Below are 21,732 nucleotides of genomic sequence, written 5' to 3' on the forward strand. Positions count from 1 at the left end.
TATTCCACATATTTCCCTTATCATGCTGTCATGACAGAAGATCAGGAAGTTCTCCTCCCCCCTTATCCTGGTATCCAGGAAAAAGACATACTGCTGGTACAGACGCCAGCAGACGCAGAGCAAGCCTATGCAGAGATGCTGGCAGCCGATATTTTGGGTTTTGATACTGAATCCAAGCCAGTATTCTTCAAGGGCCAGCAATCTGATGGACCGCATCTGATACAACTCGCGACCGACAGCAAGGCCTACCTTTTCCCCACAGTCAAAGTGCAAAATACCGACGCCGTAAAAGCCTTGCTGGAATCCAAAGACATACTCAAGGTTGGCTTCGGGCTCAGCGATGACATGAAACGCCTGAAAATCAAGCTCGGTATCACGCCGCAGCATGTACTTGATCTCGCGCGCGCCATGCGTGAAAGCAAGCAGCGAGACATGGGGGCAAAAGCGGCGGTTGCCAAATTCTTTGGCATGCAACTGCAAAAATCCAAGAAGACCTCTACCTCGAACTGGGCCGCCCCAGCCTTGAATGACAGGCAAATCATGTATGCCGCCAATGATGCGCAAGTGGCATTGCTGGTCTATAGAAAGTGGCTGGCACTGAAGCAAGGCTGAACTTTAAGACCTCTCAGCGGTCAGATGGCTCACGATAGCGATATTGACAGGGGACGTATGCTGGCCAAAAAGAAAATGCTTTTACTGCTTGCGGGCATGTGTTTCAGTTTGCTTAGTTTGTTTACTCAGTCGGCACAGGCAGATGGTCTGGCAGATTTAAAAGCCGCACTAGCTCGCTTGCCAGGGCAAACACCAGTGAAAGCTGTCGTTGAAGCCAAAACCTGGGGTCGCCAGGGTGAAGCTAAAGACGCTGATGAACAACATGGCCAGGCCAGTATCAGCCTTGATGATAGCCCGCGCGGCTTGCAAATTTTGTACAGCAAAGATTTATTGACACGCCTCGAAACCGAAGAGCGCGCCAAGGAAAAAGACTCCAAAGCCAAAACCCCCACCATTGCTGCTATCAAGGAAGTCAATTCATCCGAATTGCGCCCCATGGTATCTGCCGTTGGTAATCTTTCGCGGATGCTTGAGAAAGCCATATTTAAAAGTGAAAAAGCCGATGCTAGCTACAATGGCAAGCCCGCACGCTTGCTGAGTTTCGAGATACCTGTTGAAAAGCTCAGCGAGAAAGACCGCAAGTATGTCAAGAAATTCGAAGGCAGCCTGGAAGTCTGGATAGGCCAGGATGGCGTCCCGCTTGCCAGCCGCATGCATCAGGCTATCTCAGGGCGTGCCTTCGTTGTGATCAGCTTTGAAACAAAAAATGAAGAAGAGCTGGTGTATGGCGTCAGCGGTGACAGGCTCGTCGTGACTAAAAAAGAAAGCAAAAACAGTGGTTCAGGTGCAGGCGAAAAAGGGGAGATGCGCGTCATCAAAACCTTGCAAGTGCAATCCTGATATGCCTGTTGTTGCTGCAATGCAATATCGATAAATCATAATTGTTTTGTCGATTAAAAAAGGTTTGACATTACAATGTGGTGATGTAAAGCCGAATGTATTCCAGAAAGGTCTTCCCAGTGTTTAATAAGCATTATTCCTCTCACGCTTCACTTTCCGCCTCCCGTAGCTCCAAATTTCGCAGACTAAGCACTACCGCCTTACTGGTGTGTCTGGCGTATGGCGCATATGTTCCCGCCATACATGCTGCTCCTGTCCCCGCAGATGGTGCTGCAGCCGCAGTCATTCCGGTGAGTGCCAAGAAAGTGATCAGCCATGATGTTTATGCAAACTGGCGCAGCATACAGGGCAATGTCCTGAGCCGCGACGGTAACTGGGCCGCCTATGCCCTGGTAGGACAAGAGTCGGATGGCGAAGTTGTCGTCAGAAATTTGAAAGATGGCCGCGAATTTCGTGCACCCCGTGGCACGATGCCAGCTTTCAGTGCAGATGGTCGTTACCTGGCTTTTGCAATTGCACCAACCAGGATAGAGCTGGACAAGGCCAAAAAAGAAAAGAAGAAGGGCGATGACTTGCCCAAGTCTGGCCTGGGTATCATGAATCTGGCGACTGGCAAAATCGAAAACCTGGACCGGGTAAAACGTTTTGCCTGGCCAGAAGAGGGTGGCAATTTCCTGGCAGTCTTATTCGACGCGCCCAAGGAAGCAAAGAAAGATACCAAGAAAGATGCCGAGCCTGCCGCCAAGGATGATGAAGATCAGCAAGCTGCTGCCGCCTCAGCCGCAGCAAAGAAAAAAGACACGGGCACAGAATTCTTGTTGATTGATGTTGCCAATGCCAAACGCAGCAGTTTCAAGGATGTCGCTGATTTTACCTGGGCAAAAAATGGTGAATTGCTGGCCTTTAGCGTCATCACCAAAGATGCACAAAAAGACGGTGCGCGTGAAGGTGTTTACCTGATCAGTCCGCAAGACCTGACTCCACGTGCAATCATGGCAGGTGCAGGCAGTTACAAGCACATGAATTTTGATGAAGCTGGCCGTCAACTTGCCTTCGTCAGCAATCGTGATGACCTGGCAAAGAAACACGCCGAAGCAGATAAGTCTGGCAAGAAAAATGCTGACTCAGACAAGACTGACAAGGCTGAAAAAGAAATTACAGCTTTCAACCTGTATTACTGGCGCGCCGGTGATAGCGAAGCCAAAGCCATTGTCACAGCTGATACGGCAGGTTTGCCAGCAGGCTGGCTGCCAAGTGAACACGCCAGTCTGAGTTTTAGCAAGGACGGCCAGCGCCTGTTCTTCGGTACCGCAGAGCTGGCCAAGGCCGATCCCAAGGATGCACCAGAACCTTTCAAGGTAGACCTCTGGCACTGGAAAGATCCTGAGCTGCAATCCATGCAAAAGGTCAGAGCAGAGAAAGAAAAACAACGCAGTTATAAAGCGGTTTTCCATATCGCTGAGCAACGCTTTGTTCAGCTTGCCAACAAGAATATTCCAAATGTGCTGATCAATGATAATCCGCGTTTTGCCATGGGTGCCAGCGATGTGCCATACAAAATGCAGCAGTCTTGGGATGCCCTGTATCACGATGCTTATGCAGTAGATTTGCAGACTGGTCAGGCACGTTTGCTGGCGCAAAAACTGCGCTATGTGCCCAGCCTGTCGCCAGGTGGCAAATACGTCATGGCCTTCGATGCCAATACCAGTATCTGGTATTGCTGGTCAACGGCAGATGGCAGCAAGATCAACCTGACAGGAAAAATCAAGGTGCGTTTTGAAGATGCCAAGCGCGATACGCCAGAAGTCAAGGATGCCTATGGTTTTGCAGGCTGGACTGAGGGTGATGCCAGCGTGGTTTTGTATGATCAGTTCGACTTGTGGGAAGTCAATCCTCAGACTCAAACCAGCCGTAATGTGACTGCTGGCTATGGCCGCAAGCATAATCTGGAACTGCGTTATGTTCCTGTCGATATGGAGAAAAAGCCGCCTGCTGACGAACCCTCACCAGTGGCTGAAGCCAAGGCTTTGCCTGCAGATTCATGGATACTGGCCGCCACCAATGAGGGCAATCGCTCCACCGGTTATTACCAGCAAAATCCAAAATCTGGCGAGCCAGTCAAGCTCATACACGGCGATAAACTGTATGCAGGCCTGATCAAGGCCAAGAAGGCTGATACGGTGGTATTCACACAGCAAAGCTTTACAGAATTCCCGGATGTGTGGACCAGTAACCTGGCTTTGCAAAATCCGCAAAAAATCAGTAATGCCAATCCCCAGCAAGCCCAATACAACTGGGGCAAGCAGGAAATGATTGAATACACCAGCCTGGATGGTAAGAAGCTCAAAGCCTTGCTGGCCAAGCCTGAGAATTTTGATCCGGCAAAAAAATATCCGATGATGGTCTACATCTATGAAAACATGTCGGATGGCTTGCATAAATATGTCCCACCTGCACCCAGCCAGAACATCAATGTCACCCGCTACCTGAGTAATGGCTATATTGTGCTGCGCCCGGACATCGTCTATAAAACCGGTCATCCAGGCAAGAGCGCCTATAACGCAGTTGTGCCAGCAGTACAAAAAGTGCTGGCGCAAGGCTATGTCGATCCCAAGCGCGTAGGCATACAAGGCCATAGCTGGGGTGCTTACCAGATCAATTACCTGATCACACAAACCAATATGTTCCGTGCGGTTGAGGCTGGTGCATCGATGGCCAACATGATCAGCGGTTATGGCGGCATACGCTGGGGCACAGGCATGAGCCGCGCCTTCCAGTATGAAAAACAGCAAAGCCGTATTGGTGGCGCACCCTGGAACAAAACGGCAGAATACATAGAAAATTCACCGATATTCCATATCGATAAAGTGCAGACGCCTTACCTGACCATCCATAACGATGATGATGATGCAGTGCCATGGTATCAGGCGATAGAATTTTTCACCGCCTTGCGTCAGCTGGGTAAGGAAGCCTACTGGTTCAATTTCAATGGCGAAAAACATGGCCTCAAAGAACGTGACAACATGAAATTTTATACTGTGCATATGGCAGAATTCTTTGATCATTATTTGCTGGGTAGCCCGCGTCCTGAATGGATGGACAAGCCTGTGCCTTATCTGGAGCGCGGTAAGAGGGATGTGATGGGGCAGTTTAAGCCTGTGGGGGTGAAGGCTGAGTGATTTCAGGGAGTCGTTCGCGGCTCTTGGTTATCAGGCATCGTTGCAATTGCTGGATTGTCTTGATCTCTTCCCTTCAGTATAAGATGGACATGAGATATGCTTGATATGCAGCATTCATGTCAATGTCGCTCCTGCGCAGACAGGAGCCCAGCGGCGTTCGCTGTACATTTGGGGCGTTATTAAAGCGATTGCCCTCTGTAGAACCAGGCCGGGTCTCGGCCCGGCGGCCGAAATTCTTTCTTTGCGTCGCCAAAGAAAGAATTCAAAGAAAGGCGACCCAGGCGTCGTCGCCCCCTGAAGGGGGTTCCCGTTTGTGCAGTACAAAAAATGGGAAGGCCCGAAACTCGCCTGCGGCTCAAACAGCGGTCCTTCTTTTTCCATTTTCTGTACAGCACAAACGGCGTCGACACATGGGAACTGCCGAACGTCAAAAACAACTACCACCCCAACGTCAAACGCAACAGCAACAGCACCCCCCCGGCAGCAATCCATATGATCTGAGCAAATTGCCAACAATGGCCAGGCAAATCAAACACTGGCCCTCATAAAACTTCAAAAATGTCGTAAACGTCCAATACATCCACCACGTAAGCAGGTAGCATCCACTACATGCACAAGACTTACATTACCCCTAAAGCGCAAACGCATATCTGGCCAGCCAGTGGCCAGGCGGCAGAGCATGTGCTGATGTATATTGCGCGCGACACTCGTGGCTGTCATCTGGATGGGGCGGACCAACTGAACCGCTACCCAGCTACGCCATTCTGTTGCATCACCTGGATGCTGGAGGGTGAGGTGAGTTTGCTGCAACAGGGGGAAACCAAGCTTGAGCAGCACTTGCCGCAGATCTTTGTGGCTGGTTGCCAGAGCCAGTATGGAGTGACCATAAACCTGGGGGACAGACACAGTTTCATGGCGGTGTTTTACTCGGATGCCTTTCATACCTTGTTTGAACTGGATCTGACGACACTGCAGGACAGGTTTGTCGATGCCAGGGAGGTGCTGAATCCCTCAGGACTGGCATTGCTTCAGGCAGTTGCTCTGGCTGATACTCATACTGACAGGCGCTCGCTGATTGAAAGCTATATCGCACATAACAGCAGCTTCCTGCTCTCCAGCCCCTGGTCACGTTTGCGCAAGATGGGGCAGAACCTGAGTCTGCGCCTGAGTTGCAGCCTGCTTGGTGTAGGCGCGCGCCAGTTACAACGACGGGTCCGGAAGGAAGCAGGCCTGCCTTTGCTGGGTTTGTCGCGTTTATGGCGCGCCAAGCGCAGCCACAGCCAGGTCTTGAGTGACCTGGCGCTGGGGCAAACTCCAAATTGGGTGGAGCATGCGGATGCCCTGGGTTATGCAGATCAATCCCACTTGATACGTGACTGCAAGGAAGTATCAGGGCGCAGCCCGCAGCAATTGCTCAACGATGCAAGGAAAAATGAAAGTGACTGGATTTACCGCCTTTAAGCAAGATGCCAGCCGGAGCAGTCCCACACCAAGCTTGAATATACCCTATGAATTCTGATCAGCGCCTGCATTCCCTCGATAATCTCCGGGCCGTCATGATGTGGCTAGGCATTGTGGTTCATGTATCTGTCAATTACATGGTCAATCCTTCGCCTACGCCGTGGCGTGATGTTCAGACCAGTATCGTGGCAGATTTGTTGATTATTTTTATTCATGCTTTTCGCATGCCAGTGTTTTTCATCCTGGCGGGCTTTTTCGTTGCGATGCTGGTTGAGAAAAGGGGAGTCGCTGCCATGCTGACGCAACGTGTCAGTAAACTGGTTTGGCCATTTCTGTTGTTCTGGCCACTCTTGTATATCTTCATGGGCTTGCTGGTAGCGGTCTATGCGTATTTGAATGCATTTAACAGCCTGGGAATCGACTTTGCACTTGTGCCACGCATACCTGGACGGCCGACAATAGCATTGCTGCATTTGTGGTTCATCTACTACCTGTTCTTGTATTGCCTGGTGTATGCCCTGTTGTTGCATTGCTCAATTTATATTCCGGCTCAATGGAATGAGGCATTTGCCAAAGTCTGGAAGACCCTGTGCAAAAACTGGTGGGGCGTGTTCATGCTGGCCCTGCCTCTGGCAATTGCAGGAGGGTTTTATCGCAATGGGGTAGTGACGCCACTAGGTTCGTTTTTGCCTGACGCTGCAGAGTTTGTTCATAGTGGTATATTTTTTACATGTGGAATTTTCATTCACCATTACCAGGGAGATTTGCTGGATATCTATGCTCGTAAATGCTGGTATTTTCTGATGGCTGGCTTTCCTTTGCTTATTCTGTTTCTGGGTTTGAGTAAACAATATGGCAGCCAGCCATCTGCCAGTTTTTTCATTCAGGCAGTAATGGCGTATTTATACAATTGCGTAAGCTGGTTCTGGAGTTTTGCTTTGATAGGTCTGTTCCTGCGCTACCTGTCGAAACAGAACCGTGTATTGGCTTATATGGCAGACAGTTCTTACTGGGTTTATCTGGTGCATATGCTGGGTACTTTGGGATTTGGTATTTTGCTGTATCACAGCCCATTTGATGCGTTGGGACGTATGGTATGCAATATTCTCCTGACGAGCTTATCTTGTTTACTCACTTATCATTTTTTTGTGAGGCACAGTTTTATAGAAGTTTTTTTGAATGGCGGAAATGAAAAACTGAAACCGATAACACCAAGCGCAGAAGGATAAAAAATACCAGATCACATGCATTTGAATTCCGTTTTATGTGCTCATAAATTATTAGGTGTTTCATTGTTTTTTGCTTGACCAGTAAGGGTGATTTTCTGGAACAAAGTGCGTTAAAAAGTGTCATAGTTCGCAATGTGTATAAGCCAATTTTCTGCAGGTGGAAGGAAAATAATTACTTTTGCAGATGACACATAAACGGCCTTGTTGACAATCCTGAATCTCAAGAGTAACGATATGAAGACACCCAATTTTTTGGTACTTGCTGGCTTTTTTCTGTTGCCAGCTTTAAGCAATGCGACAAGCAACAACACTCCAAAATCCACAGCAATTTCCTGGTCTCAGGCTGCACTGGCTGATCTGCAAGGTGTACGCGATACGCTGGAAGCAAATCACCCAGGGCCAGTCGATGTACAAAACCCTGGTTTTAAATTGTGGCTGAAACAAGGGTTTGAAAAAGCCAGGACGCGGGCTCGAAATGCTCAAAGTTTTGAAGATTACAGACGGGTCTTGCAGTTTTACACAAACGGATTTCGTGATGGTCATATTTCGGTCAGTTATGATCTGGAATCCACCTCGCTACGCTGGCCACAATTTCTGGTAGGTGGAAACCCGGCAAGAGTGACCGTTGCTGACGACAGCCAGCGTGCACTGAAAGATGCTCAATTGCTTGATTGCGATGGCAAGAATGTGGACCAACTGCTGCAGGAATTTGTTGATCCTTATTATTGGAACCGGGACATCCCGCATCAGCGTCATATGCATTTGCCGCAACTGATGTTGTGGGCGGGGCGGGCGCAAGCACCTATCACATCCTGTCGCTTTGAGTCTGCTGATAAATCTGTGCGGAATGTAAGTTTGAAATGGACAAACCTGGATACAAGCAGGCGCGGTGAATTGTTGAAGCAGGCTGCCGGAGATGTGCTTCCCGAGATGGGTATTCGGCGTGTGCAGGATACCTGGTTCGTCTCTATTCCAAGTTTTGACGATAGCGGTGCAGCGGCATTGGCACGACTGCAATCGATGGTGGCTGCACTCAAGGCGCATCGGGAAGAACTGCATAAAGCGCCGCTTGTAGTGATAGATGTACGTGGCAATCACGGTGGCAATAGTAGCTGGGCAGAGCAAATGCTGGCCATCCTGTTTAGCCAGGAAGCTGTCGATCATATAGGCTCGTATTTTGATGAAACTACCGACTGGCGCGTGTCAGCCGGAAATTTGCAGGCACTGCAAAAAGAAGCTGCACGCATGCGCGCTGCTGGCTTGACTGAGGCCGCACAATATCGCCAGGCCGTGGCAGATGATATGAAGACTGCCCTGCACAATAAACAGCTTTTACTGCATACAGCTTTTCCGCCGACTCCTGCCAATGGCACTCTGGCTGCCTCGCCTTTCCTGGGCAAAGTGTATTTCCTGACAGACCAGCATTGTTTCAGCGCCTGTCTGGATTTTGCAGACCTGGCGCGTCGCCTGCCAGGTGTTAAACATATAGGCTTGCCCACGGCGGCTGATGCCGTGTATATCGATAATACCGGTAGCATGTTGCCGACTGGTATAGCGCGTCTTTCTTATTCACTCAAAGTCTATCGCAAGCGTGTACGCGGGAACAACGAATGGTATGATCCATCCTTGCGCTGGCCCGGCGGTGTAATGAGTGATGATGCCATAGTCAATTGGATACATGGCATGTGAAGCAGGTAACTGACTTGCCCTTTGCTTCATGGTTTTCATCATGCGGCCCCAGCATTTGATTATTCGGTATTTGAATAAAGAGTTGGAGATCATGCATGCAAAACTTGGATAACAAGGGCAGTATTGCAGCCCTGCCCAGCGGGCATGGCGCACGCTGGTGGAAATCATTCGGCCCACAGATTGTCATCGGCCTTGTGGCTGGTGTAGTGGTGGGTTTGATCGCCAGGCAAATGGGTACGCAGGGGTCGGAGGCAAACTGGCTGCAAGTTGCCTTGAGTGCTATCGGCAATGCCTATGTCAGCTTGTTGAAGTTGATGATCCCGCCTCTGATACTGACTGCGGTAGTCAGCAGCATCGCCAATCTGCGACGCTTGCAAAATGCGGCGCAACTGGCAACGCAGACCTTGATCTGGTTTGCCATTACCGCATTCATTGCTGTTGCCATCGGCCTGACTATCGGTTTGCTGGCTAACCCGGGTGCTGGTGCTTTAGTCGATGCTGCCAAGGCAGGTGCGCCATCCCGAACTGGGTCCTGGTGGGCTTTTTTGAATCAACTGATACCGGGCAATATCCTCGGCATGACAGCCAGCAGTTCTGTAAAGCAGGTAGGTGAGCGCACAGTCGCCAGTACCCAGCTGGGTTTTAATGTCTTGCAATTGCTGGTGATAGCCATCGCGGTTGGCATTGCTGCACTCAAGGTGGGTGAACGTGCCGAACCACTGCTGCGCTTTACTGATGCGGTTGGTGCCGTGGTACAAAAAATCCTGTGGTGGATCATACGCCTGGCGCCTATAGGTACTCTGGCTTTGCTGGGTGACGCGGTGGCAAGTTATGGTTGGGATGCCCTGGGTTCGCTGGCGAGTTTCAGTGCATCTATTTATGTGGGTTTGTTGCTGGTGCTGTTTGTGGTGTATCCACTGCTCGTCAAAATGCATGGGCTGTCTGTGCGCCAGTATTTCAGTGGCGTCTGGCCAGCGGTGCAACTGGGTTTCGTCTCGCGCTCATCCATGGGCACCATGCCATTGACTGAGCGTGTTACCGAGCGTTATCTGGGTGTGCCGCGTGAATATGCAGCATTTGCCGTGCCTCTGGGGGCAACGACCAAGATGGATGGTTGTGCTTCGATTTACCCGGCAATCGCGGCGATTTTTATTGCGCAATTCTATGGCTTGCATCTGGATGTTACGCAACTGGGTTTGATTGCCCTGGTTTCTGTGCTTGGCTCTACTGCAACCGCGGGCACTACCGGTGCCACGGTCATGCTGACACTGACCTTGTCTACCGTAGGTTTGCCGCTGGAAGGCGTGGGCCTGTTGCTGGCAGTTGAGCCCATTATCGATATGGGGCGTACTGCAGTCAATGTCGCAGGACAGGCACTGGTGCCAACCATTGTTGCCAAGCGTCTGGGTTTGTTGAATCTGGAACTCTATAATGCAAAACGTACTGCAGAGGCGCTGGAAGCAGAGTTGCCAGCGCATTGAGCATTGCTGACGAGATGAGAAAAATTCCGGTAACGCATATGGAATATGATTGTGTTACCTGAAAATGATGGATTTGATATGTCAGAGCCATAAGATTTTTGACAGAAATTAACAAGCTGCATCTGTGCCGCAACACTCTCCCAAGTCTCGCTTGTAAGTCCTTGATTATTGTTGAATACTGAGATGGCGCTGCTTGCGCAATCGCTGTTCTTTGTATTCGCATGCACCGCTTATTTCTCAGATGATTTTCCAGATCATTAGCCAGACTCAACCAGAAAGCTGTGTTTGTGCGCGCATGTTTTTTACTGCTACTGTTTTGTATTTGCGCTGTTGGGCATACTCGCGAGCAGGTATTGCACCAGGAAACATTGCGTTTTACATCCTCTCTTAGTGATGCCAGCGAAGTCTTTGCTGACAGCAAGGCATTGCTGGACAAGCTATGTCAAAAAAATGGCTTGATATGCAAGCTGACAGCTTATCCACCCGGGCGTGCATTGCGCATGTTGCAAGAGAGTGAAAGCGTGGGTGAAATGCCGCGTTTTGAAGAATTCCAGCAAATGGCACCGACAGCAATACGGGTGCCAACACCTTTGGGACAATTGAGTTTCAGCGTACTTAGCCATGACAAGAATCTCACCGTAAAGTCCATGAGTGATCTGAGCAAGCACAAAGTATTTTATGTGCGTGGCAATGCTGTTATCGCTGCACACAAGGAAATGGAACACCTGATACCAGTTGCCTCCGAAGCTGATTGCGCTTTTATGGTCTTGAGAAAACATGGCGATGCTTGCATCATGACCAAATCCCTGGCGCTGAAGATTATGGAAAATAGCAAGCTGGCACCGGACAGTTATCTCTTGCAAGACCTGTTTTTCAAGCCCATCTACCTCTATCTGTCACCCCGCTACAAATTCTTGCTTGAACAGTTTGATCAAAGCATCAGGCAACTGCGGGCAGAAGAAAAAATCGCACAGTAAATTAAATTTCCACATAAAAGTGTTTATCTACATTTACGCTTGCGATATATTTGCCAGCATGTCTGCTGGCCCTGATCTATGTAAGCAGCATTTTGTTGATGACGTAGCCTGGTATGCTTTAAAGACATACATATTCTAAATTGTTGGTATCAGCGAACTGGTTGAAAAACGCTCGTTTCGCCAATGTGCACTGGCGACCACAAATAAAATCAAGGAGACTCTGGATGTCTGAAGTAAATACAGAAGTAACTACGGAAGTAACAACGGAAGAAAACAAATTCGATCTGGTGCTTGAACGTACAGTCGATATCCCGCCTTCATTGGTGTGGGCTGCCTGGACTACGCCCGCACATTTGCTGGAATGGTTTACGCCTGCGCCATGGAAAACCGTCGATTGCGAAATTGACTTGCGACCGGGTGGTATCTTCCGTAGCGTCATGCGCTCACCTGAGGGTGTGGATCATGATAATACGGGTTGCTTCCTAGAAGTCGTGCAGGGCAAAAAACTGGTGTTCACCGATGCCCTGGGACCAGATTTTCGTCCCACGGGCAACTCTTTCATGACTGCCACTGTTACATTTGAGGCGCACGAAGTTGGGACAAAATACAAGGCTGTGGTCATGCATAAAAATGCTGAAGACATGCAAAAGCATAAGGACATGGGATTCCATCAGGGCTGGGGGGCGGCGCTGGATCAACTGGTTGCCCATATGAAGAAACTCAATTAAATCGCAGGCCCCTATGCTGCACGAACTTGCTTTCCTGCATACATCTGCAGTACACATTCCTACTTTTGAGGCCCTGGTGCAAGAACTGGCACCGGGTCTCAAAATGCATCATCATGTTGATGCATCCTTGCTTGCGGCTGCCCAGCAGCTTGGGGTTGCTGATGCGGGTGTGATAAACGATATACAGGCAGCCATGCAAGCTGCTGCAGCTAGTGGCGCACGTATTGTGGTCTGTACCTGTTCCAGTATTGGCGGTGTGGCTGAGCGCATGTCTGGAATGGCAGGCTGGCAAGCTGTGAGGATAGATCGCGCCATGGCTGATCGTGCAGTGACGCTGGGGCCACGTATCTTGCTGGTGGCGGCACTAGAAACTACCTTGCTGCCTACGACTGAACTATTACAGGAATCTGCAACAGCATTGAACAAACCAGTGGCAATCAGCAATCTGTGGGTTGAAGATGCCTGGGGGTTTTTCCAGCAAGGTGATAGCGAAGCTTACCGGCAGAGCATAGCAAGTGCAGTCAGGCGGGAGTTGCAGAATAATACCGCCATTGATGTCGTCGTATTGGCGCAGGCATCAATGGCAGCTGTAGCATTGGAACTGCAGGACCTGGACAAGGAGGTCTTGTCCAGTCCCAGACTGGGCGTGGCGCATGCGATCAGACTCTTGCAGCGTATGTAATCGCAACATCTGCTGAACCCTGTCGTCTGCCTTTAAGCTTGCTGATATATCGCAAATACTGCACCTTGTGGGTCAGCCAGCACGGCGAAACGACCCGTGTTGGGGATGTCGGTAGGGGCGACGTAGACGGCAGCGCCTAGTGACCGTGCTTTGGCAGCACTGGCATTGCAGTCTTCTACACTGAAATAAGCCAGCCAGTGCGAAGGGGCCATGGCACCTGGTGGCAAGTCCATCATGCCACCTATGGGCGTGCCATTGAGCTGCCATTCTGTGTAAGTCATGCCACCGTCACTGCCTGTATTGGCTCCCCAGCCAAACAGGGCTTTGTAATAGGCTTCAGCCTTTGCCGTATCACTGCAATTGAGCTGGCCCCAGCAAAATGATCCCGGCTCGTTTTGTACGCCTACACCAGTATTTTTCCCGGGTTGCCAGATGTTATGGAAAGCACCGGTAGGGTCTTTTAATACTGCCATACGCCCCAGGTCATACACGTCAAATGCGGGCATGACAATTTCACCCCCCAGTTCAGCACTGCGCTTTGCTGTTGCTTCGGCATTATCGGTAGACACATAAATTGTCCAGTGGGGCGGCACGCCCGCTTGTTGCTGGGCATCCAGGGTATATGCTGCTGCGGCATCATTTCCCTCGAGCTGGAAGATGGTATAAAAACTTCCCGGGCCCATCTCATTATCCTGTGCGGTCCAGCTGAACAGTTCGCCATAAAACGCCTTGGCGGCATTTTGATCACTGGTGCCAAGTTCTACCCAGCAAAACGCGCCGGGTTCGTGCGAGCTAACGATACTCATGCTGATATCTCCTTCAATTTTTTGTGGAAAGTGTGATCAAACAAGTTCAGAAATAGCGGTGCAGCTTTGGAATTATAAGTCGTCGTTGAGGAATTGAAATGAGAATCTATGTGTATTCATGCAAGTTCTGCGCTTGATAAAACTTAATGTTATGCTATCGCCTATTATTTGTTGCCTTTTGGTAATTCACTGGCATTCAGACGCCACCGACACTGTTCATTCATGCCTTATAAAAAAGCACTGCTTACTCTATTCATTCTGATGACTTTTACTGCCTGCCACTCGGGCGACAAATCTGTCACCAGTCAGTCAACCCAGCAAGACTTTACCCCCGCATTGAACAAGACCAATCTGAGTGAAATTGAGAACTACAGCATGCTCAGCATGCAAGATGACTGGAAGCTTGTGACCTGGTCCAGCAAGCCATCAGGCGAACCGGGTAATAAAAACAAGGCATGGATTTTCAGCACTGTCAGCATTCTTAAAAAAGAAAATCAGGCCTGGCGAGTCGTATCACAAAAGCAGTTTGACGATAGCTATAATCCACGCCTGCAATTGCATACTGAATTTACCATTGCAGGCAAACCGGTATTCATAGCCAGGATACAGCGAGGCGCAGCTTATGAAGAAATGCAAGTGTATGGCATGCAACAAAATGAATACAAGCTCCTGCAGACCCTGGTGGCCGGGGCATTTGAGTGGACTTACGATGCCGTGAAAAATAAAAAAGCACTGCTGGCCTTGTCTGCAAATCCTGGAGAGCAAGCCGGTCTTTATCAATGGAATGGCCAGCAATTCATGCTGATTGAAGCCGCCGACACCACAGATACTGCGGATGCCGCTAAAAAATCTGCCGACTATGTCGTGGATTAAACCTTACCCAGAAAACGAAAAAATTGAACCTCTTTTGTCATTTAACTCGCGCAGCGAGCACTGTATTTTTATCTGCTTTCATATCACTGGCGGCCAATGTCAGCGCTCAGACGGTAGCCATCACCATTGACGATGGTCCCGATCTGGAACAAACACCAAGATTGAGCCCGGCGCAACGCAATCAGGCCATGTTGAATGCGCTCGCTAAACATGGTGTGTCGGCAGCACTGTTTGTGACCGCGGACTATGCCGCAAAAGAACCTGCTGGTTATGCGCTGGCAAAGGCATGGGGTGACGCCGGTCATGCGATTGGCAACCACAGCATGAGTCATCCTGATTTGCATAGCGATAAAGTCAGCCTGGCGCAATATCAGCAAGAAATTCTGGATTGCGACGCTATCATCAGCACTTTGCCGGGTTACCAGAAATGGTATCGCTATACTTATCTGCGCGAAGGTAATACACCGGAAAAACGCGATGGCATGCGCGATTTTTTAAAACAAAAAAGTTATCGTAATGCCTATGTCAGTCTCGATACCAGCGACTGGCGTCTGAATGAGAAATTGATAGCCGTCCTCAAGAAAAATCCTGAGGCTGATGTAACACCTGTCAAGCTGGCTTACCTGGCTCATATACGCCAGCGTGCCGAAGCCTATCGTGCCTTGTCATGGCAATTGCAGGGACGTGATATTCCCCAAGTCTTGCTCATGCATCACAATCTGATCAATGCCCTGTGGCTTGATGACGTGCTGGCCCAGTTCAAGATCATGGGCTGGAAGTTTGTGACGCCAGCAGCAGCTTTCAATGATCCTGTGTATCAGTTGGCACCTGAGCGTGAAGCGGCTGGGCAGAGTTTGTTGTTATCCATGAGCAGGACGCTGGGTCTGGGCAAGTTTACCGGTTGGGAGCGCCTGGTGGATGATGGTGATTTTGAGATTGAGGCTTTGAAAAAGCAGGGTTTGTGAAGTCATCAGGATAAGGCGCAGCAATATGGCTATCAACATCCATTATCAGGACGATACTGGCGACCATGAGCGCGACTACGAGCAATGGCGCGGATTATTGCTGAATGTCAGCAATGCATCCAAGCCAGCTTTGCGTTTGCGTACCGCGGCGGGCAAGCGCATGCGGCTGGATGCAGGCGATTTGCCTTTATTGTGGGCCGAAATTGATGAGGGCTATTCTGGCGTAAGCGTCTATCGAAATTTGCCGCAGCATCAGGAATGGTTGCCAGCCATCAGCTCGGCAGAGGTCCAGCACATTGCATCTGCCGCTTCCGGGTCACAACAAAGATTATGGCTGAAGCATTTTGCAAAGGCATTGCGTAATGTAGATATCAGTTGCTTGTCCGACGGTCTGTGGTCGCTTGAATATTGTGATGGCAGCCAGGTATATCATCCTCATTGGCGTGGCAAATACCGTCTGCGTGACTGGCATCTTGGTGGTGGAGAAGAAGACGTCCAGTTATTGCATGCTCCTGTCGTTTATCTGGACTGGTGCATGTCGGGCAATGGACAGGTATTGAACGTATTTGCTGCTCAGCACAAGGATAGCGGTCGTGTCAAATGGTGGCGCAAGCTGGCACGTGCCGGGCAATTGCCACCCATCCTGGTCTGGTATATCCATGGCTTGAATGCTTATCTAATACTCGATGGGCATGACAGATTACAAGCCAGCTTGCTGGAAGGCGTGCGCCCCGGCTTTGCTGTGCTTACTTCATTTTATGAAGTTGCTGTGCAAGGAGACCCCAGGCGGGAACAGGCTATCCTGCGTCAGGTGAATCTGGTTGCTGAGCGCATTGCTCAGGGTATACATATCAATCCGGACAGTTTTGCTGGTATGCAAAAACTGTTGGCCCAGGCTTTTGACCATAGGCCCATGCGTCGTTTCATTACCCGCAGTACAGCGAATTTGCAGCCACAAGTGTGGCAAGACGAGGTTTCTGCATTCATGCACGGGAAAGGGAAGCCGGAAGCTTTTTATGTGGAAGGATTATGATCAGTTAATCCATGCTGTTTGTTGTAAAACCCACTAAGATGAAAAAATCTCGCTCATATTCAGGCACAGCCGCTTTAGTATATGATGATCTATAGCGAGAAAATGAGTTCTGGCATGTGCAAGCGGCTTCCCTGCGGGGATATTGGGCAGATATGAGTTCTGATACTTTGCATAAAAGTAATGATGAAGCTCGATATCTATTGAGCTTGTATAAGCTATGTATGAGTGCTATCGCGGACAATACTGCACTCGAGATCAGCCTGCGTCAAATTATCAACAGCCTGGAGACGCATTATCCTCATTTGCAGGTGGTAGTGGTGGCTAACAGCCTTGTTACTGGTGCTGATAGTTTGCTGAGCGCTTCTGATTTGCTGACCCCTGTTCTGGAAAATACGCTCCATATTCCTTTGGTGGCAGAAGACTTCCAAGTGCCAGAGGCTGAAGCTGCCTGGCAGGATGCCCTGCAAAACCATGGCCTGAGCATGATGGCAAGCATCCCGCTCTGCAACGCCGGACAGCCATTGCTTGGCGCGCTCTTCCTGATAACCCCGCCTGAGTCTTCATCCACACCGCCCAGTGAGCAAATGCGACAAGAGCTGGCCAGCCTGCTTGCCGATCTGCTGCAACATACGTTACACCAACAGCAAAACCGGCAGGCACAGGCACTGGCCGAGCAAAGCCAGGCCAGCATGTTGCGCATGGCACTGGCAATAGAAGGCAGTGCCACTGGCATTTGGGACAGGGATATACCGGCTGGCCGCATTCATTATTCCCCCGGCTGGAAAGCCATACTGGGTTATGCTGATTCAGAAATAACGGGACGCATAGAAGACAGCTATGCCAGGTTGCATCCAGATGACTTGCCCTATGTACAGGCCACCATCAAGGCGCATTTTGAAGGCCAGACTGAGCAATATGTGGTTGAACACAGGGTACGCTGCAAGGATGGTAGCTATAAATGGATATCCAGTCGTGGCAAAGTCGTCAGCCGGGCAGAAGATGGCAGCCCGCTGCGCATGATAGGCACTACCACTGACATCACTGCCATGCGCGCCTTGTCACAACGTCTGCAGGAAAGTGCCGATCTGGTCACTTGCCTGACCAATGAAGTGCCCGGTCTGGCCTACCAATACTGCATGCAGGCCAATGGCGATGAAAGCTTTGGCTATGTCAGCGAGGGCATACGCGATATCTATGAGTTAAGTCCGTCACAAATACATGACAGCGTGGCACTGGTGCATGCGCGTATCCACCCTGATGATTTTCCGGCTTACCGCAATGCGGTTTTAAAGTCAGCCAGCAGGCTGGAGCACCTGCACCTGGAATACCGCGTCAATTTGCCACAACAAGGCATACGCTGGCGCCAGATGGACGCCAGGCCACGTCGCCTGCCAGATGGGGCTACCTTGTGGCATGGTTTTATTACCGATGTCACCGAACACAAGCGCATAGAGCAGGAATTGCAGGAACTGGCGACCATCGATTTCTTAACGCAAATCCCCAATCGGCGTAGTTTCATGGGGCGCATCGAAGAAGAACTGGCACGCATACAGCGCGGTGCCAGCAAGACTGCTGCAGTACTGATGTGTGATCTGGATAATTTCAAACTCATCAATGACACTTATGGGCATGCGGTAGGTGATTTGGTGCTCAGGCATTTTGCCCATATCCTGCACGATGAATTGCGCAAGAGTGATTATGCTGGCCGGGTAGGCGGTGAAGAGTTTGCTGTGGTATTGGCAGGCACCAGCATCACTGATGCCACTGTTTTTGCGCAGCGCGTGCAAAAGCAATTGCTCGACACTCCAGTCAATGCGCACACCCATATCATCCCTGTTACTGTCAGTATAGGTATAGCCATGATGCAGGCCAGCGACCTGGATGCCGATGTGTCACTCTCATCCAGCGACATGGCCTTGTATCGCGCAAAAGAGAGTGGTCGCAACTGTATTGTCGTTGCGGCAGATTGAGCTTCTTTCTTCGTTATTTTTGCTTATTTCCTATTGGCCAGCCATTCAGCCTTATCCATGGAATACACAGCCGTATCCATGTCATACCAGCGTTCTATGCCGCGATATTGCATGCCCAGTTTTTTCATGACATTCGATGATGCTTGATTATCCTGGTGACAGACTGCACACAGAGATTCTGTCTTGAGATTTTCAAATGCAAATGCCACCATGGCTTGCGCGGCTTCTGATGCATAACCCTTGTTCCAGCTTTCCTTGCGCAGACGCCAGCCAGTCTCCAGAGGATTGGCTGGGTCGCGCCCCAGGTATTGTATGCAGCCTGCACCGATGATTTCATTGCTCTCGAGTTCTATGAAACTCCACCATGAAAAACCATACTCTATCCAGCGTGCCTTGACACGATCTATCATGGACTGCGTATCCTCAGGCGTATCTGGTTTGCCGGTAATGTATTGCATCACTTCTGGCTGGCTGTTCATACGGAACAGGCCGTCAAAGTGGCTGTCGTTCATTGGTTCCAGGCGCAGGCGTGCAGTAGTGAGTATGGTCATGATCTTCGGGGGCGCTATAGATAGTGATGAGTGTAAGCTTGAAAGCAATACGTTTCAAGCACGCACTTCATTGACCCTGGATTCACATAAAAGTTTCATGCTCTGAGCACGTCCCTGACGAATACCGTCAGGTCGGTTGATTGTGGCATGACCTTGGCCTGGTACATCATGTCGCCGACAAAGCCGCGATGATAGGTGGCATGATTGACGACGTGTAGCAGCATTTCCTGGCAACTCATGATGCCCTCACCACCGCCAATGAAATTGAAATGGATGACGCGCTCCAGATCATCTTTATTCAAGTCTTGCGTGAAATCCCGGTACCACTGATTCATTTGTCGAGATGCATTCCAGAGATCATTCAGTGCTGGCGTAGTTTCAGTATTGCGGTCCTGATACTCATGCAACTGTCCTTGCAAATGGGCGCGAAAAATATCGTCGATGACATATACGTGGTTCAGAGTATGCAGCATATTGCCAAATCGGGTCAGGCGAGGGCGCAATACCTCTTCCTCTGGCAAGGCACTTAACATGGAAAACATCTTGTCGTCTGCCCAGGCTTTATAGTGGGTCAGCATGCGTATATTCGATAACATCGTCATTCGTATTCTCCGGTTGGATAAGAAAACCTGCCTTCCAGATAGAATATGCCTGTTGATATTGCGCCTGTAGATACAGATGTTTGCGATTACGGTAGATACAATGCGAAAAACAAAAAAAGCCACCAGAACATCAGTCTGGTGGCTTTTGAGCCTGCGTCAGCGAGGAATTTATTTCTTGAATTTCGCTTCAGCAATACGGTCAGCGATAACGCTGGTCGGCAAGCCTTCTGCATCAGCGCGGGCAAATACTTCTGCAAGGGTTTCACCGATACGGCGAACATGGGCAACCATGCCGTCTTCTGGTGTGTTCAGGTATTCATAGCAAACCTTGATGATGCCACCGGCATTGATGACAAAGTCTGGTGCATACAGGATACCTTTTTGACGGCAGATTTCCCCCATCTCTGGTGTTGCCAGCTGGTTGTTGGCACCACCAGCAACGATCTTTGCTTTCAGACGTGACAATGTGTCCGGGTTCAGTGTTGCACCGAGGGCGCATGGTGCATAGATATCGGCTTGTACATCATAGATGGCGTCGATGGCGACGACTTCTGCACCCAGTTCTTCTTGCGCACGTTTCAGTGCAGCCTGGTCGATATCGGTGACGATGAGTTTGGCACCGGCTTCTTTCAACTGGCGTGCATAGTCATAACCTACATGACCCAGACCTTGCAGGGCCACGGTCAGACCATCAAAGCTGTCGCGTTTGAAATGGTGTTTCACCGCAGCCTGGGCACCGACGAAGCAGCCCAGTGCTGTGTATGGGGATGGGTCGCCACGGTCACCCAGACCAGCTACGTATTTGGTTTTGCTGGCAACATTAGCCATGTCTGCCGGGCTGGTGCCTACGTCTTCTGCTGTGACATAACGGCCGCCGAGGCGCTCCAGGGCTTCACCCAGGGCTTCAAACAGGGCAGGGGTCTTGTCAGTTTTTGGGTTGCCGATGATGACGCTTTTGCCGCCGCCGATAGGCAGGCCAGCAACTGCGTTCTTGTAGGTCATGCCGCGCGACAGGCGCAATACATCACGTACAGCTTCGGCTTCATCTGCATAATTCCACATGCGGCAGCCACCCATGGCCGGGCCGAGATTGGTGTTATGGACTGCGATGATGGCTTTCAAGCCAGATTTGGCTTCAGATGCGAACACGACTTGTTCGTGGTCGTCGAAATTGATTTCATTAAATACAAAGGCGGTCATGCTTATGGCTCCGCGCGGATCAACCAGACGAGCTGCCAGATCAGGCAGATGCACTGGTGCCGCAAAAAAGTTATTAAATAAGTGGTGGTGTTGTCATGCAAGTAAAACAGTCCCTGATCACTGGTTGGTGTAATCAAAAACACAAGGCGGTGATTGTGTCACGCGTGCGAAGTATAGGGTAAGAGGGGGCGAAACTCAATCTTGCCTGCTGGCTATGCGCATGTTAGAGACTCAGGCTGCGACACTGATTTGTGTCATATCAAGTAGTTCTTTCATAAAGCGTTCCTGGGTTTTCAGGCAAAAACCGGCTGAATAGGGGTTCATAAAACCATGTTTGCTGCCTTTGACTAGCTCAGCATCATGGTTGCGCTGCCTTAAATCGGCCACCAGTTCTGCTGGTTCGAATGCGGCTTCCTGCTCCGCAAATATCAGGCGCGTAGGGCAAGCAGGCTGTACATCGCGATAATCGCGTATGCGTGAACCGTAAAACAATATGGTTTGTTGCAGACTCGCCATGGCTGGATTGGTACTGTTAAGCCACAGGGCACTGGCACCCGCACTAAAACCTATGGCGTAACGCAGGCTGGACTGATTTGCTTCTATCAATTGGGCAAGGTGTTCTGCATAGGCACCCACCCCGCCTTCAGCAATAAAAGCATGATAGGCCAGGGTTTCTGCCGGATATTGTGTTTTCTCACCGCTAAAAGGTGATGCAATCAGACAGGGCACAGGAAATTGTCGTGCAAAGCTGGCAATCGCAGGTGTGTTGCCAAAAACATCAGTGACGATCAATAAAACAGGTGGTGAAGCAGGGGTGAACACAGTAACAGACACAATAAGCAGCTTGGTAGATA

Annotated in this window: 19 protein-coding genes; 14 read left to right on the plus strand and 5 right to left on the minus strand. The window is 50.1% G+C overall.

The features are described 5' to 3' along the window. Positions 1-30: 30 nt before the first annotated feature. The 10 genes from DFR42_RS14350 (at position 31) to DFR42_RS14400 (ending at position 12,878) form a co-directional block, all read left to right on the plus strand. Positions 31-612, plus strand: a complete 582-nt coding sequence (locus DFR42_RS14350; protein WP_110255690.1) for a 3'-5' exonuclease — start codon at positions 31-33, stop codon at positions 610-612. Positions 613-636: 24 nt separating this feature from the next. Next, on the plus strand, positions 637-1,452 hold the full coding sequence (locus DFR42_RS14355) for a hypothetical protein (protein ID WP_245936974.1): 816 nt from the start codon (positions 637-639) through the stop codon (positions 1,450-1,452). 95 nt (positions 1,453-1,547) lie between these two features. Beyond that, the gene (locus DFR42_RS14360; protein ID WP_110255691.1) at positions 1,548-4,631 is read left to right on the plus strand and encodes a S9 family peptidase; all 3,084 of its coding nucleotides are present in this window, start codon (positions 1,548-1,550) and stop codon (positions 4,629-4,631) included. A gap of 609 nt (positions 4,632-5,240) precedes the next feature. Beyond that, positions 5,241-6,092, plus strand: coding sequence for a helix-turn-helix domain-containing protein (locus DFR42_RS14370; protein WP_110255693.1), 852 nt, complete (start codon positions 5,241-5,243; stop codon positions 6,090-6,092). Positions 6,093-6,139: 47 nt separating this feature from the next. Then, positions 6,140-7,321, plus strand: coding sequence for an acyltransferase family protein (locus DFR42_RS14375; RefSeq protein ID WP_110255694.1), 1,182 nt, complete (start codon positions 6,140-6,142; stop codon positions 7,319-7,321). A 234-nt stretch (positions 7,322-7,555) separates the two neighbouring features. Next, complete coding sequence (locus DFR42_RS14380) at positions 7,556-9,010, plus strand: S41 family peptidase (protein ID WP_110255695.1); 1,455 nt, start codon at positions 7,556-7,558, stop codon at positions 9,008-9,010. A 95-nt stretch (positions 9,011-9,105) separates the two neighbouring features. Beyond that, complete coding sequence (locus DFR42_RS14385) at positions 9,106-10,491, plus strand: dicarboxylate/amino acid:cation symporter (RefSeq protein ID WP_110255696.1); 1,386 nt, start codon at positions 9,106-9,108, stop codon at positions 10,489-10,491. A gap of 368 nt (positions 10,492-10,859) precedes the next feature. Next, a complete protein-coding gene (locus DFR42_RS14390; protein ID WP_110255697.1) occupies positions 10,860-11,468 on the plus strand; it encodes a type 2 periplasmic-binding domain-containing protein in 609 nt (202 codons plus the stop codon). Between the two features lie 224 nt (positions 11,469-11,692). Continuing rightward, complete coding sequence (locus DFR42_RS14395) at positions 11,693-12,196, plus strand: SRPBCC family protein (RefSeq protein ID WP_110255698.1); 504 nt, start codon at positions 11,693-11,695, stop codon at positions 12,194-12,196. Between the two features lie 13 nt (positions 12,197-12,209). Then, positions 12,210-12,878 (plus strand): aspartate/glutamate racemase family protein, encoded by a 669-nt coding sequence (locus DFR42_RS14400; protein WP_110255699.1) that lies wholly within the window; start codon positions 12,210-12,212, stop codon positions 12,876-12,878. 32 nt (positions 12,879-12,910) lie between these two features. On the opposite strand, the gene DFR42_RS14405 is transcribed toward DFR42_RS14400, so the two are convergent. Next, positions 12,911-13,684, minus strand: a complete 774-nt coding sequence (locus tag DFR42_RS14405; protein WP_110255700.1) for a VOC family protein — start codon at positions 13,682-13,684, stop codon at positions 12,911-12,913. A 261-nt stretch (positions 13,685-13,945) separates the two neighbouring features. Here DFR42_RS14405 and DFR42_RS14410 point away from each other — a divergent pair, with 261 nt between their 5' ends. The 4 genes from DFR42_RS14410 (at position 13,946) to DFR42_RS14425 (ending at position 18,525) form a co-directional block, all read left to right on the plus strand. Next, a complete protein-coding gene (locus tag DFR42_RS14410; RefSeq protein WP_146218855.1) occupies positions 13,946-14,557 on the plus strand; it encodes a hypothetical protein in 612 nt (203 codons plus the stop codon). A 23-nt stretch (positions 14,558-14,580) separates the two neighbouring features. Further along, complete coding sequence (locus DFR42_RS14415) at positions 14,581-15,522, plus strand: polysaccharide deacetylase family protein (protein ID WP_245936975.1); 942 nt, start codon at positions 14,581-14,583, stop codon at positions 15,520-15,522. Between the two features lie 25 nt (positions 15,523-15,547). Further along, on the plus strand, positions 15,548-16,555 hold the full coding sequence (locus tag DFR42_RS14420; protein ID WP_110255702.1) for a hypothetical protein: 1,008 nt from the start codon (positions 15,548-15,550) through the stop codon (positions 16,553-16,555). Between the two features lie 221 nt (positions 16,556-16,776). Continuing rightward, positions 16,777-18,525 (plus strand): sensor domain-containing diguanylate cyclase, encoded by a 1,749-nt coding sequence (locus tag DFR42_RS14425; RefSeq protein WP_170133534.1) that lies wholly within the window; start codon positions 16,777-16,779, stop codon positions 18,523-18,525. Between the two features lie 23 nt (positions 18,526-18,548). On the opposite strand, the gene DFR42_RS14430 is transcribed toward DFR42_RS14425, so the two are convergent. From DFR42_RS14430 to DFR42_RS14445, 4 genes are all read right to left on the minus strand, one after another. Continuing rightward, entirely contained in the window at positions 18,549-19,076 is a 528-nt protein-coding gene (locus DFR42_RS14430) for a GNAT family N-acetyltransferase (RefSeq protein ID WP_110255704.1), read from the minus strand. A 95-nt stretch (positions 19,077-19,171) separates the two neighbouring features. Beyond that, positions 19,172-19,678: a DinB family protein gene (locus DFR42_RS14435; RefSeq protein ID WP_110255705.1), complete on the minus strand. Its 507-nt coding sequence runs from the start codon at positions 19,676-19,678 to the stop codon at positions 19,172-19,174. 168 nt (positions 19,679-19,846) lie between these two features. Further along, complete coding sequence (locus tag DFR42_RS14440) at positions 19,847-20,878, minus strand: Glu/Leu/Phe/Val family dehydrogenase (protein WP_110255884.1); 1,032 nt, start codon at positions 20,876-20,878, stop codon at positions 19,847-19,849. Positions 20,879-21,109: 231 nt separating this feature from the next. Beyond that, positions 21,110-21,712, minus strand: a complete 603-nt coding sequence (locus DFR42_RS14445) for a dienelactone hydrolase family protein (protein WP_146218856.1) — start codon at positions 21,710-21,712, stop codon at positions 21,110-21,112. Between the last annotated feature and the right edge of the window lie 20 nt (positions 21,713-21,732).

Origin of the sequence: Undibacterium pigrum, from assembly GCF_003201815.1 — a bacterium.
In the GTDB taxonomy this organism is placed as follows: Bacteria; Pseudomonadota; Gammaproteobacteria; order Burkholderiales; family Burkholderiaceae_D; genus Undibacterium; species Undibacterium pigrum.